We start from the raw sequence: 15,744 nt of genomic DNA, 5'->3' as shown, positions 1-15,744 counted from the left end.
CACCCCAGGAACGGCGAAGCGCCCCTCCCCGGGGCGAGGGGGAGGAGCGCCCGCGAAGCGGCAGCTGGACTAGGCCGCGACGCGAACCCGGCCACGGATCCTCGGACCACGCGGACCCGCGAAACCCTCGTAGTTGCGGCTGATGAGATGGCCTTCGATCTGCTGCACCGTGTCGAGTGCCACGCCCACGACGATCAGCAAGGCCGTGCCGCCGAAGGTGAAACGCACGTTGAGCAGGTTGGTGATGATGGACGGAATCACGCAGATGGCGGCCAGGTAGATGGCTCCACCGAAGGTGATGCGGTTGAGGACGCCCTCGATGAAGTCCGCGGTCTGACGGCCCGGACGGATTCCCGGGATGTAGCCACCCTGCTTCTTGATGTTGTCCGCCACGTCGTCCGGCCGGAAGGTCAGCGCCGTGTAGAAGAACGAGAAGAAGACGATGAAGAGCACGAACAGGCCGTTGTACACCCAGGGGCTGCTCTCGATGCTGCGCTGAAGCCCCTGCAGGAACGGGAACCACGTGCCCAGCGTCGCCGGGAAGGACAGGATCGCGCCCGCGAAGATGGGCGGGATGACGCCCGCGGTGTTGACCTTCATGGGGAAGTAGGTCGCCTGACCGGCGAACATGCGCCGCCCGGCCATCCGCTTCGCGTACTGCACCGGGATGCGCCGCATCCCGCGCTCGACGTAGACCACCACGCCCACCACGCCCACCATGAAGACCAGCAGGGCGAGCACGGCGGCCATGCTGACCACTTCCTGCTGCACCAGGTCCAGCAGCGTCTTGCCGCTGGGCAACAGGCCCGCGACGATGCCCGCGAAGATGATGAGCGAGATGCCGTTGCCAATGCCGCGCTCGGTGATGCGCTCGCCCAGCCACATGATGAACGCGGTGCCCGCCGTCAGGCTGATGACGGTCATGAAGGTGAACCAGAGGTTGTCGTTGGGCACCACCACCTGGTTGAACCCGCTCTGCCCCGCATCGGAGCGGCCCAGCGACGCCAGCCAGCGCGAGATGCCGATGCCCTGGATGGTGGACAGCACGATGGTGCCGTAGCGGGTGTACTGGTTGATCTTCTGCCGGCCGCCCGCGCCTTCCTTCTGCAGCCGCTCCAGGCTCGGCACCACCACGGCGAGCAGCTGGATGATGATGGAGGCGGACACGTACGGCATGATGCCCAGACCGAAGATGGACATCTGGTTCAGGGCGCCGCCGGAGAACAGGTTGAAGAGCGAGAACAGGCCACCCGACTGGCGCTGGGCGTCCATGAACGCGTTCATCGCCGCCCGATCCACCCCGGGCGTGTTGATGAAGATGCCGATGCGGTACACCGCGAGCAGCATCAGCGTATAGATGAGCCGACTACGCAACTCCGCGATGCGGAAGACGTTGGCGAAGGCGTTCAGAGCCACGTGGGATCCATCCCCTAAAAAGGTTTCTGCGAGAACAGCAGCGCCCCAATCCGAATTCGGAAAGGGGCGCGGAATCCTACACGGATGGGAAGGCGAGCACCACTGGGAGTGTTACTCGCCCCGCCCTCACTTCCGGGCCTGCTTGACACCCTTGCCCGAGTGGGCCTTGACGGCGGACTCGGGCTTGTGCGCCACCAGCGGAAGCTCCTCCGCCGTACCGCCCGCCTTCTCGATGGCCTCACGAGCCGCCGCCGAGAGCTTGTGGACCCGAAGGGTCAGCTTCTTGGTGAGCGAGCCGTTGCCGAGCACCTTCACGCCGTCGTAGCGGCCCTTGACCAGACCCTGCTTCTCCAGCGCGGCCACGTCCACCGTGGCGCCCGCGTCGAAGCCCTCGAGGTCCGACAGGTTCACCACCGCGTAGATGGTCCGGTTGGGCGACGTGAAGCCGAACTTCGGCAGCCGGCGCTGCAGCGGGCTCTGACCACCTTCGAAACCCTCGAACCGCATGTTGCCGGTACGAGCCTTCTGGCCCTTGCCACCGCGGCCGGCCGTCTTGCCCAGACCGCTACCCTGGCCACGGCCCACGCGCTTCTTGCGGTGCCAGGAGCCCTCGGGCCGCTTCAGATTGTTGAGCGTCGTCGACATTGTCTGAGTCCTCTTCCCTAGGCCTTCGAGGCCTGGCGGGCGCGCGCGGCGTCCCGGGCCCGGATCTTCCGAGGCTTGCGGCGGGTGGCCTTGGGAGCATCACCCTGCACCGTCTCGGCCGTCACCAGGTGACGGACCTTGTTCACCATGCCGCGGATGGCCGGCGTGTCCTGCAGGAGCCGCTCGGAGCCGAACTTCTTCAGTCCGAGGCTCGCGATGGTCGCGAGCTGATCCACGGACGAACCCGCGGCGCTCTTCGTCAACTTGACCTTGATCGCCATGATTAGCCCCTCGCCTCTTCGGACTTCGTGGGACCCACGTCCTTGCCACGCAGGCGCGACACCTGCTCCGGGGAGCGCAGCGTCTTCAGGCCGGCCACGGTCGCCTTCAGCACGTTGTGCGGATTGCGCGAGCCCTGGCTCTTGGTGAGGATGTTGCGGATGCCCGCCGCCTCGAGGACCGCGCGCACCGCGCCACCGGCGATGACGCCCGTACCCTCACCGGCCGGCTTCAGGAGCACCCAGCCCGCGCCGAAGTGCCCGAGCACCTCGTGAGGAATGGTGTGACCCTGCAGCGGAACGCGGAACAGGTTCTTCTTCGCGTTCTCGCCACCCTTGCGGATGGCCTCGGGAACCTCGTTGGCCTTGCCCAGCCCCACGCCAACGTGACCGGCGCCATCGCCCACCACCACGAGGGCGGCGAACGAGAACCGCCGGCCGCCCTTCACCACCTTGGCGACGCGGTTGATGTTCACCACGCGGTCGGTGAGGTCGAGATCGTTCGGATTGATCGGAGTTGCCACTTGGGAACTTCCTTCTTCGAAAGGTGTCTAGAACTTGAGCCCGGCCTCGCGCGCGGCATCGGCCACGGCGGCGATCCGACCATGGTACGGGAAGCCGTTGCGGTCGAACACCACCGCCTCGACATTGGCCGCCTTGCACTTCTCGGCGATCAGCGTACCCACGCGCTTGGCGTCGGCCTTCTTGTCGCCCTCATCCTTGCCCTTGAGTTCCTTGGACAGCGAAGAGGCGTACGCCAGGGTGCGGCCCGTGGTGTCGTCCACCACCTGCGCGTAGATGTGCTTGAGGCTCTTGTAGACCGTGAGCCGCGGGCGCTCCGTGGAACCGGAGAGCTTCTTGCGGATGCGGTTCTTCCTCTTGATGCGCGGATCGAGCTTGTTCGACATGGATGATTCCTTCTCCGTCCGGCGGTGATGGGGATTTCCACCGCCGGATGATTGCGAGGCACCACCTGGCGCCCCGCGGTTGGGTGTTCACTCCGACTAGGCGGTACCGGTCTTGCCTTCCTTGCGGCGGATCTTCTCGGTCGCGTACTTGATGCCCTTGCCCTTGTACGGCTCGGGCGGGCGCAGCGACCGGATGTTGACCGCGGCGGCGCCGAGGACTTCCTTGTCCGCCGAGCGCAGCGTCAGGCCCAGCGTGGGCAGACCATCCTCGGTGCGCGCGGTCTTGTCGACCTCGGCCGTCACGCCCTCGGGAAGGTTGAACACCACCGGGTGCGAGTAGCCCAGCTGGAAGTTGATCGCCTTGCCCTTCACCTCGGCGCGGAAACCGACGCCGCGGATGTCCAGGCGACGCTCGAAGCCCGCGGACACGCCCTTGGCCGCGTTGGCCAGCAGCGTGCGCGTCAGGCCGTGCAGGCTGCGCGCCTCGCGCGAGTCGTTCTCGCGCTCCACGACGATCTCGCCGTTGGCGACCGTCACCTTCACGCCCGTGGCGGGAAGCTGAACGACCATCTTGCCCTTGGGGCCTTCGAAATTGACCTGGCGGCCCACGACCGTGGCCTTCGTCTTGTCCGCCAGCTTGACCGGAAGCTTTCCAATCCGACTCATGATTTCCTCGTGCGGTGTCGGGTCGTGGCACAAGCCACGGTCTCCTCACCGCTGCTGGCTAGTAGACGGTGCAGAGCAGCTCGCCGCCGACCTTCTGCTTGCGAGCTTCGGAATCCACCAGCACGCCCTTGGAGGTGGACAGGATGGAGATGCCCAAGCCCCCGAGAACCTGGGGAATCTCACGCACGTTCACGTAACGGCGCAGACCGGGCTTGGAGATGCGGCGGATGCCGGTGATGGCGGGGGCGCGGTCCGGGCCGTACTTCAGCTGCACGGAGATCTCGTTCTGCGGCTTGCGCTCGTGAACGGTGTAGTCCCCGATGAAGCCCTCCGCCTTGAGGACCTTGATGATCTCGACCTTGAGGTTCGAGTGGGGCATGACGACCTTGTCGTGCCGCGCGCGGGAACCGTTGCGCAGGCGGGTCAGCATGTCGCCGATGGGATCGTTGACGACCGACATGAATGGCTACCTTCCATGCGGAGCGGCCTGGCCGACTCCGCGTTCGCAACCGCCGCGCCTGCTGGGCCCATCCCAGGGGTTCGCCACGGTTGCCCTGCTCTACTGCGGGCGGTCCACCCTCTTCAGGGCGGACCAGGGTGCCCCGGTGCCTCTTCGGCGCCCGGACACCCGCGTCCAACTACCAGGACGACTTGGTGACGCCGGTGACCTCACCGCGCAGCGCGCGGTGACGGAAGCAGATGCGGCACATGTTGAACTTGCGCAGGAACGCGCGGGGGCGGCCGCACAGCGGGCAGCGGTTGTACGCGCGGACAGAGAACTTCGGCTTGCGCTTCGCCTGGGCGATCTTCGAGAGCTTGGCCATGGGTGCGGATCCTCGTTACGTGCGGAACGGCATGCCGAAGTGACGCATCAGCGCCAGCCCCTGCTCATCGTTAGCCGCGGTGGTGACGAAGCTGATGTTCAGCCCCTTCACCTTCTCGATCTGGTCGTAGTTGATTTCCGGGAAGATGATCTGCTCGCGAACGCCGAGCGTGTAGTTGCCCTTCCCGTCGAACGCCTTGGGCGACACGCCCTTGAAGTCACGCACGCGCGGCAGCGCCACGGTGATGAGGCGGTCGAGGAACTCGTACATGCGGTCGCCGCGCAGCGTGACGGCGGCACCGATGGCCTGGCCCTGGCGCAGCTTGAAGTTCGCGATCGACTTGCGCGCGCGGGTCACCACGGGCTTCTGGCCGGTGATGGCGCCGAGCTGGTCCACCGCCGACTCGAGGATCTTGGCGTTGGCGAGCGCTTCGCCGAGGCCCATGTTGACGACGATCTTCTCGAGGCGGGGAACCTCCATCGGGTTCTTGAGCGCCAGCTCCTTCATCAGCGCGGGCACGCCTTCCTTGCGGAAGCGCAGCTTGAGCCGCGCCGGCTTGGCCTCGAGACCCTCCTCGATGTTCGCCGCGAAACCGGCCTTCTTGACTTCATCCTTCTTGCGGCCCTTCTTTTCCTTCTTCGCCGCGTCCTTCTTCTCTTCAGCCATCGTCTTGTCCCCTGCTTCGGAGCGCGGCCGTGGACCCAGCGCGCCGATCAGTACCGCTATGGAAAACTACGAACACCGGAGCCCTACGGGTCCTTCGGAGCCCCGGTAACACCCGCTCGTCTGCCCTCCCCTCACCCGGGCAGGGCAAAGGGCGCGCATACATGCCTGAACCCACGACCCTAGTCAATCAGGCCGTTGCAATCCTTGCGCTTGCAGAACCGCTTCTTCTTGTCCCCATCCAGGCGGATGCCGACGCGGGTCGGCTTGCCGCACTTGGCGCAGACCAGCTGCACGTCCGAGATGTGGATCGTGCCCGGCTTCTCGACGATGCCGCCCTCGGGCTGCTGGGGGGTCTTCTTCAGGTGCCGCTTGACCAGGCGCAGACCCTCCACGGTCACGCGCTGGGCCTCCCGGTCGATCTTCAGGATCTTCCCGCGCTTGGTCGCCTCGGTCTTCTCCGAGCGCTCGGCGCCGGCGATGACCTGCACGGTGTCTCCAACCTTGAGCTTCTCCATGGTTCCTCTCCCTCCTCGCGGACCGCCTGACGCCCTACTAGAGGACCTCGGGAGCGAGCGAGATGATCTTCATGAACTTACGGGCGCGGAGCTCGCGGGCCACCGGCCCGAAGATGCGCGTCCCGATGGGCTCCATGTCCTTGTTGATGAGGACGGCGGAGTTGCCATCGAACTTGATGTAGCTGCCATCCGGACGGCCCACCTCGCGCGCGGTGCGCACGATGACCGCCTTGGCCACGTCACCCTTCTTCACCTTCGAGTTCGGCAGCGCCTCGCGGATCGACACGACGATCACATCGCCGATGGACGCGTACTTGCGCTTGGAACCACCCAGCACCTTGATGCAGAACACCTTCTTGGCGCCCGAGTTGTCGGCCACGTCGAGCACGCTCGTCATCTGAATCATCTGGAATTTCCTCTCTCAGCTTGCTGCAGGCCCCATCCCATCCGGAGGGGCTCCGCGCGGCTCGAGCCACGGTCCCCGCGCGCGGGCGCGGGCTCGGACGGCTCAGACGTTCTTGGTCTTCTCCAACACCTCGACCACGCGCCAGCGCTTGTCCTTCGAGCCGGGACGGGTCTCGGCGATGCGCACGCGATCACCCTCGTTGATGGTGACCTTCGCCGGGTAGTCGTGGTCCTCGACGTGCGCCTTGTACTTCTCACGCAGGCTCATGATCTTCCCGTACTTGGGGTGAGCAGCGCGGCGCGAGACGGTGACCACCACCGTCTTCTGCATCTTGTTGGAGGTCACGATGCCCACGCGGGTCTTGGGACGGCCGCGGGAGGGGGTCGTGGCGGGAGTGGTTTGAGTCGCTTCAGCCATGAGAAAAGCTCCTAAGCCTTCTTCTCCGCCCGGGCCTTCTCTCCCAGGACGGTCAGGATGCGCGCCAGATCGCGCTTGTGCTGGGTGCGCTCGGACGGGTTGTCCAGCGAGCCGGTGGCCCGCTTGAGCTGATCCTGGAACAGCGTGTCGCGCAGTTCGGCCGCGCGCTGCTTCAGGTCGTCCGCCGAGAGCTCCTTGAGTTCTTTCGCAGTCGCCATCTTCCAATCTCCTCAGAGCCAGTGGGCGGCCCTCATACCACCAAGGGGCCGCCCGCGGCGGAACTAGAGCGCCAGCTCGCTACGGGTGACGATCTTCGTCAGCACCGGGAGCTTGGCCTGGGCCAACTTCAGGGCGCTGGTGGCCACCTCGGGCGTCATACCCTCCATCTCATAGAGGATACGGCCAGGCTTGACCACCGCCACGTAGTACTCCACACCACCCTTACCGGTACCCATACGGGTCTCGGCGGGCTTCTTGGTGATCGGCTTGTCCGGGAACACGCGGATCCAGATCTTGCCGCCACGCTTGATGTGGCGCGTCATCGCGATACGGGCCGCCTCGATCTGCCGGGAGGTGAGCCACCCCGGCTGGAGCGACATGAGGCCGTACTCACCGTAGGTGAGGTCGCTGCCGCGGTACGCCAAACCCGGCGTGCGGCCCTTGTGCATCTTGCGGAACTTCGTACGAGCAGGCTGAAGCATCGTCGGTGTCCTTCAATCCCGAGCGGGCCGCGCCTCACGGAGCGGCCCACGAGGGGGTTAGCGGTTGGCGGCCGGAGCGGCGCCCGCTCCACCCTTGGTGGGGAGGATGTCGCCGCGGCAGATCCACACCTTGCAGCCGATCTTGCCGTAGGTGGTCTTCGCCTCGGCGAAACCGTAGTCGATGTCCGAGCGCAGGGTGTGCAGGGGCACCCGGCCCTCGCGGTACCACTCGTAGCGCGCCATCTCCGCGCCACCGAGGCGGCCCGAGCAGGCCACGCGGATGCCCTTGGCACCGAACTTCATCGCCGTCTGCAGCGCCTTCTTCATGGCGCGGCGGAAGGCGATGCGGCGCTCGAGCTGGGTGGCGATGTTCTCGGCCACCAGCTGCGCGTCGGTCTCGGCCTTGCGGACCTCGACGATGTTGAGGAAGACCTCGTTCTTCGTGAACTGCTGGAGGTCCTTCTTCACCGTCTCGATGCCCGCGCCGCGCTTGCCGATGACGATGCCCGGGCGCGCGGTGTGCACGTTGACCTTCACCTTGTTCGCCGCGCGCTCGATCTCCACCTTGGAGACACCCGCATGGTTGAGCGACTTCTTCACGAACTCGCGGATGCGGATGTCTTCATGCAGCCACTGCGCGTAGTTCTTGTGCTCGAACCACTTGGAGTCCCAGGTCTTGATGACCCCGAGGCGGAACCCAATGGGATGGACTTTCTGGCCCAACGTGCGTCTCCTTCAATCGGTTGCGTGGTTCGCCCGGCGGGCGGCCAACTACTTGGCCGCCTCCGCCAGCACCACGTGAATGTGGCTGGTCTTCTTGTTGATGCGCGAGGCGCGGCCCATGGCGCGCGGCATGTAGCGGCGCTGGGTCGGACCCTGATCCACCGAAATCGTCTTCACCACGAGCTTGTCCACGTCGACCTGGCCCTTGGACAGGTCGGTCGCGTTGGCCACGGCGCTCTTGATGAGCTTGGCCACGGGAACCGCCGCGGCGCGGCTGGTGAAGCGCAGGATGTTGAGCGCCTGCCCCACCGGCTTACCGCGGACGAGAGCCGCCACGGTGGAAACCTTCCGGGGCGACATGCTCAGGAACCTCAGATGTGCCTTCGACTCCATGTCATCTCCTCTGGCGGACGCCGCCTGTCAGCGGGGCCGGCTACTTGCCCTTGGCGACCTTCTTCTCCGCCGAGTGACCGCCGAACGTACGCGTCGGGGCGAACTCGCCGAGCTTGTGGCCCACCATGTTCTCGGTCACGAAGACGGGGATGAACTTGCGGCCGTTGTGCACCGCGAAGGTATGACCCACGAACTCCGGAAGGATGGTCGAACGGCGGGACCACGTCTTCACGACACTCTTCTTGTTCGTCTTGATCATGTCCTCGACCTTCTTGACGAGGTAACCATCGACGAACGGACCCTTCTTAATCGAACGCGCCATTGTGTAAACCCTCGACTACTGGCTGCGCGCGCCCGGACGGCGGACGCTCACGATGAACTTGTCAGTACGCTTGTTCTTGCGCGTGCTCAGGCCCTTGGTCTTCTGGCCCCACGGCGACACCGGATGCGGGTTACCCTGGCCCGACTTACCCTCACCACCACCGTGCGGGTGGTCAACGGGGTTCATCGCCAGACCGCGGACGGTGGGACGGATGCCCAGCCAGCGGCTACGACCCGCCTTGCCGATGCGGATGATCTCGTGCTCCAGGTTGCCCACCTGGCCCACGGTGGCGCGGCACTCGATCTGCACCATGCGCACGGCGCCGGAGGGCAGACGCACCTGGGCGTAGCGGCCTTCCTTCGCCATCAGCTGGCCCGAGGAGCCGGCCGAGCGGATGATCTGCGCACCGCGGCCCGGCTTGAGCTCCACGTTGTGGATGACCGTACCGACCGGGATGTTGATGAGCGGCAGGCTGTTGCCCGGACGGATGTCCGCGTTCTCGCCCGCCATCACGGTGTCCCCGACCTTCAGGTCGACGGGGGCGATGATGTAGCGCTTCTCGCCGTCCGCGTAGTGCAGGAGGGCGATGTTGGCCGAGCGGTTCGGGTCGTACTCCACCGCGGCGACCTTGGCCGGCACGCCGTCCTTGTCACGACGCTTGAAGTCGATGACGCGGTAGCGGCGCTTGTGTCCACCACCCTGGTGACGGCGGGTGATGTGGCCGTGAACGTTGCGGCCGCCAGACTTCTTCAGAGACTCGGTGAGCTTCTTCTCCGGCGTGTCCTTGGTGATGTCCGCGAAGTCGGACACCGTCATCAGACGACGGGCGGCGGAGGTCGGCTTGTACTTCTTGATGCCCATGGTTGGTCCTCAACGTCGGTCAGCGCCGTGCGCTAGACCGCGCCTCCCTCGAAGAGTTCGATCTTGTCCCCCTCCTTGAGGGTGACGACCGCCTTCTTGAAGTTCGGCCGCTTGCCGATCGAGCGCCCCACGCGCTTGGTCTTGCCGCGGACGATGTTGGTCCGGACGCCCTCGACGCTCACCTTGAAGAGCTTCTCGACGGCGTTGGCCACATCGTACTTGGTGGCCTTCTTGTCGACGATGAACGAGTACTGCCGGAACTTCTCACGGGCCTGGTCCAGCTTCTCCGTGATGAGCGGACCCTTGATGACGTCGGTAGCGTTCACGAGAGCGCCCCCTCGATGGCCTTGATGGCCGCGGAAGTCACCACCAGGTGCTTGTGGCGCAGGACGGACTCGAGGTTCAGCCCCTCGGGCGGGAGCACGTCGAACTTCGCCAGGTTGCGCACGCTGCGGTGCAGGTTGATGTTGTCCTTGGCGTCGATGACCAGCGCGCCGGCCAGCTTCAGCCGCTTGGTCAGCACATCGAACGCCTGCTTGCTCTTCGCCGCGTCCAGCTTGAAGCCGTCCAGGATGATGAGCGTCTTCTCCTGGGCGCGCAGCGACAGGGCCGCCCGGAGCGCACCGCGCCGCACCTTCTTGGGCGGACGGTAGAAGTAATCCCGAGGCTTGGGACCCATCGCCTTACCGCCGCCCACCCAGTGGGAAGCGCGGATGGAACCCTGGCGGGCGCGGCCGGTACCCTTCTGCTTCCAGGGCTTCTTGCCGCCACCGCTCACCAGCGAGGTGTTCTTCACCGCCACCGTACCGCGGCGACGATTCACCTGCTGCATCTTCGCCACCTCATAGAAGAGGTGCGCGTTCGGCTTGGCGCCGAAAATGTCGTCGGAGAGCTCGAGCTCCGACACCTTCTTCAAGTCCAGATCGACTACGTCGAACTTCGCCATGGCTATTTCCTCTGGGGAATGGAGTGGAACCGGTGGGCCCTACCCCGTCCCTCAGGATTTGATCTCCACGTCAACGCCGGCCGACAGATCCAGCTTCATCAGCGCGTCCAGCGTCTGCTGGGTGGGCTCGAGGATGTCGAGCAGGCGCTTGTGAGTGCGGATCTCGAACTGCTCGCGGCTCTTCTTGTCCACGTGCGGCGACCGCAGCACCGTGAACTTGTTGATGCGCGTGGGCAGGGGGATCGGACCGGCAACCTTGGCGCCCGTGCGCCGCGCCGTCTCGACGATCTCCCCAGCGCTCTGATCCAGGAGCTTGGAGTCGTAGGCCTTCAGCCGGATGCGGATCTTCTGTGTCGCCATTCGCAAAAACCTCTTTGTACGGCCTCTGATGGAGGCGCTACGCCCAACGTCCCCTGGATGTCACAGAGCCGTCTCTTCGAAGGGGCGCGGCATGTACCACCGCGCCCCGCGTGTATGCAACCTAATTCACACTGCCCCGGCTTTTCGCTGTTTCTTCGAGCCAGGGCAAGCGGAAACTTCTCTTACTACGCGATGATCTCGGCCACAACGCCCGCGCCCACCGTGCGTCCACCTTCACGCACCGCGAAGCGCAGCTCCTTCTCCATCGCCACCGGGGTGATCAGCTCCACCTCGATCGCGATGTTGTCGCCCGGCATCACCATCTCCACGTTGTCCGGCAGCTTCACCGTGCCCGTCACGTCCGTGGTGCGGAAGTAGAACTGGGGACGGTAGCCCTTGAAGAACGGCGTGTGGCGGCCCCCCTCTTCCTTGCTCAGCACGTAGATCTGCGCCTTGAACTTGGTGTGCGGGGTGATGCTGCCCGGCTTGGCCAGCACCTGGCCACGCTCCATGTCCTCACGCTTCAGACCACGCACCAGCGCGCCGATGTTGTCGCCCGCCCGGCCCTCGTCCAGCAGCTTGCGGAACATCTCCACGCCCGTCACCACCGTCTTCTGCGTGGCGCGCAGACCCACCACTTCCACCTCCTCGCCCACCTTGATGATGCCGCGCTCGACGCGGCCGGTGGCCACCGTTCCACGGCCGGCGATGGAGAACACGTCCTCCACCGGCATCAGGAAGGGCTTGTCCGTGGCGCGCTGCGGCGTGGGGATGTAGCTGTCCACCGCCTCCATCAGCTTCAGGATGGCCGGCTCGCCAATCTCCGAGGTGTCACCCTCGAGCGCCTTGACGGCGCTGCCAGGCACGATGGGGATGGTGTCGCCCGGGAACTCGTACTTCTTGAGCAGGTCGCGCACCTCCATCTCCACGAGCTCGCGCAGCTCGGGGTCGTCCAGCAGGTCCACCTTGTTCAGGAAGACCACGATGTAGGGCACGCCCACCTGGCGCGCCAGCAGGATGTGCTCGCGCGTCTGGGGCATCGGGCCGTCCGCCGCCGACACCACCAGGATGGCGCCGTCCATCTGCGCCGCGCCCGTGATCATGTTCTTGACGTAGTCGGCGTGCCCCGGGCAGTCCACGTGGGCGTAGTGCCGGTTCTTCGTCTTGTACTCCACGTGCGCCGTGGAGATGGTGATGCCGCGCTCGCGCTCCTCGGGGGCCTTGTCGATCTGGTCGTACGCGAGGAACGTCGCGCCGCCCGTCTTCGCCAGCACCTTGGTGATGGCCGCCGTGAGGGACGTCTTGCCGTGGTCAACGTGGCCGATGGTGCCGATGTTGACGTGCGGCAAACTTCTATCGAACTTCTCCTTACTCATCGCTGCTCCTCGGAGACTGGCTTACCGACCGAATGGAGAAAAAAAAGGTGCTGCGTCGTGCTTCAAACCCGCGAAAACGTCAATTGAAATCGCCTGCTCCCTTCGCGAGGGAGCAAGTCACTCAGCGATTCAGCGCGTCCTTCGGTGCCGGCGCGTAGTTGCTGAACCGCATGGTGTAGGTCGCTCTTCCCTGACTGCGGCTGCGCAGGTCCGTCGAGTAGCCGAACATCTTGGCGAGTGGCACCTGGGCGAGGATCGCCTGCACGCCTCCCGGCCGAGGCTCCATGCCCTGGATGCGCCCCCGCCGCGCCGTCAGGTCGCCGATGACGTCGCCCGTGAAGTCGTTGGGCGTGACGACCTCGCAGTCCATGATGGGCTCGAGCAGCACGGGCTCCGCGCCGCGCACGGCCTCCCGGAAGGCCATGGAGCCGGCGATCTTGAAGGCCATCTCGCTCGACTCCGTCTCGTGCATGGAGCCGTCATAGGCCTCCACCTTCACGTCCAGCAGCGGGTAGCCCGCGATGGGGCCGCTCTGCAGCGATTCCTGCACGCCCTGTCGCGCCGCCTCGACGAACTCCTTCGTCACCTTCTCCGCGGGAATGGTGTTCTCGAAGACGAAGCCCTGCCCCGCCTTGTTCGGGCTCACGCGCAGCCACACGTGGCCGAACTGGTTCTTGCCGCCCAGGGGGCGCATGAACTTGCCCTCGGACTCCACCGTCCGGGTGATCGTCTCGCGGTAGGCCACCTGGGGCTTGCCCACGTTGGCGTCCACCTTGTGCTCGCGCAGGAGCCGGTCGACGATGATCTCCAGGTGCAGCTCGCCCATGCCCGCGATGAGCGTCTGCCCCGTCTCCTCGTTCGTCCTCACCCGGAACGAGGGATCCTCCGCCGCCAGGCGCGCCAGGCTCGTGTGGATCTTCTCCTGGTCCGCCGTGGACTTGGGCTCGATGGCCACGTCGATGACGGGCTCGGGGAACTCCATCTGCTCGAGGATGATGGGGTGCTTGTCGTCACACAGGGTGTCGCCCGTGGTGGCCAGCTTCATGCCCACCACCGCGCAGATGTCCCCCGCGTAGCACTCGGCCACCTCGTCCTTCTTGTCCGCGCGCATCTGCACCAGCCGTCCGATGCGCTCGCGCTTGCCCTTCACCGAGTTCCACACCGCCGAGCCCGACTCCAGGCTCCCCGAGTAGATGCGCAAGAAGGTGAGCGACTGCGACGGGAAGGACGGGTCCGGCATGATCTTGAACGCCAGCGCGCTCAAGGGCGCCTTGTCGCTCGTCTCCCGCGTCTCCTCCTTGCCCTTGGGGTTCTTGCCCTGCACGGACGGGATGTCGAGCGGGCCCGGCAGATAGTCCACCACCGCGTCCAGCAGCGGCTGCACGCCCTTGTGCTTGAAGGCCGAGCCGCAGAACACCGGGAAGATCCTCAGCGCCAGGCACCCCTTGCGGATGGCCGAGCGGATCTCCGCCTCCGTGAGCTCCGTGCCCTCGAGGAACTTCTCGGTGAGCGCGTCGTCCTGCTCGGCCGCCGTCTCCACCAGCTCCGCGCGCGCCGCGTCCGCCTCGGCCCGGAACTCCTCGGGGATCTCCACCTCGTCGAAGCGGCTGCCCATCTCCGAGTCGGAGAAGACGAGCGCCTTCATGCGCACGAGATCGATGACGCCGCGGTGCTTGTCCTCGGCGCCCAGCGGCAGTTGCAGGCGCACCGGACGCGCACCCAGCTTCTCGCGGATGGTGCCCACGGACATCTCGTAGTCCGCCCCCACCCGGTCCATCTTGTTCACGAAGCAGATGCGCGGAACCTTGTACTTGTCCGCCTGGCGCCACACCGTCACCGACTGCGGCTCGACGCCGTTGACCGCGTCGAACACCGCGACGGCCCCGTCCAGCACGCGCAGCGAGCGCTCCACCTCGATGGTGAAGTCCACGTGGCCCGGCGTGTCGATGATGTTGATGCGGTACTTCTGCTCGTTGCGGTTCCAGAACGCGGTGATGGCCGCCGAGGTGATGGTGATGCCACGCTCGCGCTCCTGCACCATCCAGTCCGTGGTCGTGGTGCCTTCATGCACCTCGCCCATCTTGTGGATGGCCCCCGCGTAGAACAGGATCCGTTCCGTGGTCGTGGTCTTGCCGGCGTCGATGTGCGCCATGATGCCGATGTTGCGATAGCGCTCGAGGGGATACTCGCGGGGCATGGCTCCAAACCTCTCCAGAAGCGGATGTCTACAAAACCGCAAACACCCGGACGCGCGTTAAGCGCATCCGGGTGTCGGGCACAACAAGAAATCGCGAGGACTACCAGCGGTAGTGGGCGAAGGCCTTGTTGGCCTCGGCCATCTTGTGCGTGTCCTCGCGCTTCTTCACCGCGTTGCCGCGGTTGTTGGCGGCGTCCATGATCTCGCCGGCCAGCTTCTCCATGGCCGTCTTCTCACCGCGCGCCTTGGCGTAGGTGATGATCCAGCGCATGCCCAGCGCCACGCGGCGATCCTGACGGACCTCCACGGGCACCTGGTAGGTGGCGCCACCGACGCGGCGGCTCTTCACCTCGAGCACCGGCTTGACGTTGTCCAGGGCCTTCTTGAACGTCTTGAGGGGATCTTCCTTCGCACGCTCCTCGATGAGCGTGAAGGCGCCGTAGCACACCCGCTCGGCGATGGACTTCTTCCCCTTGCGCATCAGGTCGTTCACGAACTTCGTGACGAGACGGTCCTGGAACTTCGGATCGGGAAGGATCTTGCGCTTGGCTACTACGCGACGACGAGGCATCTTTTTCTATCCCTTACGCCCCGCTCCCATGCACCCGGGAGTCTTCAATGGGGGCTTCGAACTGCGTTGGCGAATCCGGGAGGCTCCCCAGGGTGCGGGGCAAGCGTCCCAAGTCATGAAGCGAAGGTGATCAGCTCCGAGCTCAGCTCGGACGCTTGGCGCCGTACTTGGAACGGCCCTGCTTGCGGCCGGCCACGCCGACCGAGTCCAGCGTGCCGCGGATGATGTGGTAGCGAACGCCCGGGAGATCCTTCACACGGCCACCACGGATCATCACCACCGAGTGCTCCTGGAGGTTGTGACCCACGCCGGGGATGTAGGACGTCACTTCGATTCCGTTCGTCAGACGAACGCGCGCCACCTTGCGAAGGGCCGAGTTCGGCTTCTTCGGCGTCGTGGTGTACACGCGGGTGCAGACGCCGCGCTTCTGAGGGCACTCCTTCAGAGCGGGGCTCTTGCCCTTGATGTTCAACTTCTCGCGGCCCTGGCGGACCAGCTGGCTGATGGTTGGCACTGAACTCCTCTTCCTTCCCGATTGTCCCGGGCGGGTGTA

Annotated in this window: 25 protein-coding genes; all 25 read right to left on the bottom strand. The window is 65.6% G+C overall.

Annotated elements, in window-relative coordinates:
• Positions 1–69: 69 nt before the first annotated feature.
• Positions 70–1,416, bottom strand: a complete 1,347-nt coding sequence (gene secY / locus CYFUS_RS21315; protein ID WP_095986894.1) for a preprotein translocase subunit SecY — start codon at positions 1,414–1,416, stop codon at positions 70–72.
• 126 nt (positions 1,417–1,542) lie between these two features.
• Positions 1,543–2,061: a 50S ribosomal protein L15 gene (gene rplO, locus CYFUS_RS21310; protein ID WP_095986893.1), complete on the bottom strand. Its 519-nt coding sequence runs from the start codon at positions 2,059–2,061 to the stop codon at positions 1,543–1,545.
• A gap of 17 nt (positions 2,062–2,078) precedes the next feature.
• Complete coding sequence (rpmD, locus tag CYFUS_RS21305) at positions 2,079–2,342, bottom strand: 50S ribosomal protein L30 (RefSeq protein ID WP_002625371.1); 264 nt, start codon at positions 2,340–2,342, stop codon at positions 2,079–2,081.
• Between the two features lie 2 nt (positions 2,343–2,344).
• Positions 2,345–2,863, bottom strand: coding sequence for a 30S ribosomal protein S5 (rpsE, locus tag CYFUS_RS21300; protein ID WP_002625372.1), 519 nt, complete (start codon positions 2,861–2,863; stop codon positions 2,345–2,347).
• A 27-nt stretch (positions 2,864–2,890) separates the two neighbouring features.
• The gene (rplR, locus tag CYFUS_RS21295) at positions 2,891–3,247 is read right to left on the bottom strand and encodes a 50S ribosomal protein L18 (RefSeq protein ID WP_095986892.1); all 357 of its coding nucleotides are present in this window, start codon (positions 3,245–3,247) and stop codon (positions 2,891–2,893) included.
• A gap of 96 nt (positions 3,248–3,343) precedes the next feature.
• A complete protein-coding gene (gene rplF / locus CYFUS_RS21290) occupies positions 3,344–3,913 on the bottom strand; it encodes a 50S ribosomal protein L6 (protein ID WP_095986891.1) in 570 nt (189 codons plus the stop codon).
• Between the two features lie 58 nt (positions 3,914–3,971).
• Positions 3,972–4,373, bottom strand: a complete 402-nt coding sequence (gene rpsH / locus CYFUS_RS21285; protein ID WP_095986890.1) for a 30S ribosomal protein S8 — start codon at positions 4,371–4,373, stop codon at positions 3,972–3,974.
• A gap of 178 nt (positions 4,374–4,551) precedes the next feature.
• Positions 4,552–4,737, bottom strand: a complete 186-nt coding sequence (locus tag CYFUS_RS21280) for a type Z 30S ribosomal protein S14 (protein ID WP_071900185.1) — start codon at positions 4,735–4,737, stop codon at positions 4,552–4,554.
• A gap of 15 nt (positions 4,738–4,752) precedes the next feature.
• Positions 4,753–5,403, bottom strand: coding sequence for a 50S ribosomal protein L5 (rplE, locus tag CYFUS_RS21275; protein WP_002625377.1), 651 nt, complete (start codon positions 5,401–5,403; stop codon positions 4,753–4,755).
• A gap of 179 nt (positions 5,404–5,582) precedes the next feature.
• Positions 5,583–5,918 (bottom strand): 50S ribosomal protein L24, encoded by a 336-nt coding sequence (rplX, locus tag CYFUS_RS21270; protein ID WP_002625378.1) that lies wholly within the window; start codon positions 5,916–5,918, stop codon positions 5,583–5,585.
• Positions 5,919–5,955: 37 nt separating this feature from the next.
• Positions 5,956–6,324 carry a 50S ribosomal protein L14 gene (rplN, locus tag CYFUS_RS21265; RefSeq protein WP_002625379.1) on the bottom strand — a complete coding sequence of 123 codons (369 nt, stop codon included), beginning with the start codon at positions 6,322–6,324 and terminating at the stop codon, positions 5,956–5,958.
• 102 nt (positions 6,325–6,426) lie between these two features.
• Positions 6,427–6,741, bottom strand: coding sequence for a 30S ribosomal protein S17 (rpsQ, locus tag CYFUS_RS21260; protein ID WP_095986889.1), 315 nt, complete (start codon positions 6,739–6,741; stop codon positions 6,427–6,429).
• 11 nt (positions 6,742–6,752) lie between these two features.
• The gene (rpmC, locus tag CYFUS_RS21255; RefSeq protein WP_071900187.1) at positions 6,753–6,959 is read right to left on the bottom strand and encodes a 50S ribosomal protein L29; all 207 of its coding nucleotides are present in this window, start codon (positions 6,957–6,959) and stop codon (positions 6,753–6,755) included.
• A 63-nt stretch (positions 6,960–7,022) separates the two neighbouring features.
• The gene (rplP, locus tag CYFUS_RS21250) at positions 7,023–7,442 is read right to left on the bottom strand and encodes a 50S ribosomal protein L16 (protein ID WP_095986888.1); all 420 of its coding nucleotides are present in this window, start codon (positions 7,440–7,442) and stop codon (positions 7,023–7,025) included.
• A gap of 57 nt (positions 7,443–7,499) precedes the next feature.
• On the bottom strand, positions 7,500–8,165 hold the full coding sequence (gene rpsC, locus CYFUS_RS21245) for a 30S ribosomal protein S3 (RefSeq protein WP_071900188.1): 666 nt from the start codon (positions 8,163–8,165) through the stop codon (positions 7,500–7,502).
• Positions 8,166–8,213: 48 nt separating this feature from the next.
• On the bottom strand, positions 8,214–8,558 hold the full coding sequence (gene rplV, locus CYFUS_RS21240; RefSeq protein WP_002625384.1) for a 50S ribosomal protein L22: 345 nt from the start codon (positions 8,556–8,558) through the stop codon (positions 8,214–8,216).
• 40 nt (positions 8,559–8,598) lie between these two features.
• The gene (rpsS, locus tag CYFUS_RS21235) at positions 8,599–8,880 is read right to left on the bottom strand and encodes a 30S ribosomal protein S19 (protein WP_002625385.1); all 282 of its coding nucleotides are present in this window, start codon (positions 8,878–8,880) and stop codon (positions 8,599–8,601) included.
• Between the two features lie 15 nt (positions 8,881–8,895).
• The gene (gene rplB / locus CYFUS_RS21230) at positions 8,896–9,741 is read right to left on the bottom strand and encodes a 50S ribosomal protein L2 (RefSeq protein ID WP_002625386.1); all 846 of its coding nucleotides are present in this window, start codon (positions 9,739–9,741) and stop codon (positions 8,896–8,898) included.
• Between the two features lie 32 nt (positions 9,742–9,773).
• Positions 9,774–10,067, bottom strand: coding sequence for a 50S ribosomal protein L23 (locus tag CYFUS_RS21225; RefSeq protein WP_002625387.1), 294 nt, complete (start codon positions 10,065–10,067; stop codon positions 9,774–9,776).
• A complete protein-coding gene (rplD, locus tag CYFUS_RS21220; RefSeq protein ID WP_095986887.1) occupies positions 10,064–10,687 on the bottom strand; it encodes a 50S ribosomal protein L4 in 624 nt (207 codons plus the stop codon). The genes CYFUS_RS21225 and rplD overlap by 4 nt, the downstream gene beginning before the upstream one ends.
• A gap of 51 nt (positions 10,688–10,738) precedes the next feature.
• Complete coding sequence (gene rpsJ, locus CYFUS_RS21215) at positions 10,739–11,047, bottom strand: 30S ribosomal protein S10 (protein ID WP_002625389.1); 309 nt, start codon at positions 11,045–11,047, stop codon at positions 10,739–10,741.
• Positions 11,048–11,232: 185 nt separating this feature from the next.
• Entirely contained in the window at positions 11,233–12,423 is a 1,191-nt protein-coding gene (gene tuf / locus CYFUS_RS21210) for an elongation factor Tu (RefSeq protein ID WP_095986886.1), read from the bottom strand.
• 121 nt (positions 12,424–12,544) lie between these two features.
• Positions 12,545–14,620 carry an elongation factor G gene (gene fusA, locus CYFUS_RS21205; protein ID WP_095986885.1) on the bottom strand — a complete coding sequence of 692 codons (2,076 nt, stop codon included), beginning with the start codon at positions 14,618–14,620 and terminating at the stop codon, positions 12,545–12,547.
• Between the two features lie 100 nt (positions 14,621–14,720).
• The gene (gene rpsG / locus CYFUS_RS21200) at positions 14,721–15,191 is read right to left on the bottom strand and encodes a 30S ribosomal protein S7 (protein ID WP_002623637.1); all 471 of its coding nucleotides are present in this window, start codon (positions 15,189–15,191) and stop codon (positions 14,721–14,723) included.
• 142 nt (positions 15,192–15,333) lie between these two features.
• Complete coding sequence (gene rpsL / locus CYFUS_RS21195) at positions 15,334–15,705, bottom strand: 30S ribosomal protein S12 (RefSeq protein ID WP_095986884.1); 372 nt, start codon at positions 15,703–15,705, stop codon at positions 15,334–15,336.
• Positions 15,706–15,744: the final 39 nt, after the last annotated feature.

The sequence above is a fragment of the Cystobacter fuscus genome, assembly GCF_002305875.1.
Classification (GTDB): domain Bacteria; phylum Myxococcota; class Myxococcia; order Myxococcales; family Myxococcaceae; genus Cystobacter; species Cystobacter fuscus_A.
This window is presented reverse-complemented; position numbering and strand designations above follow the sequence as displayed.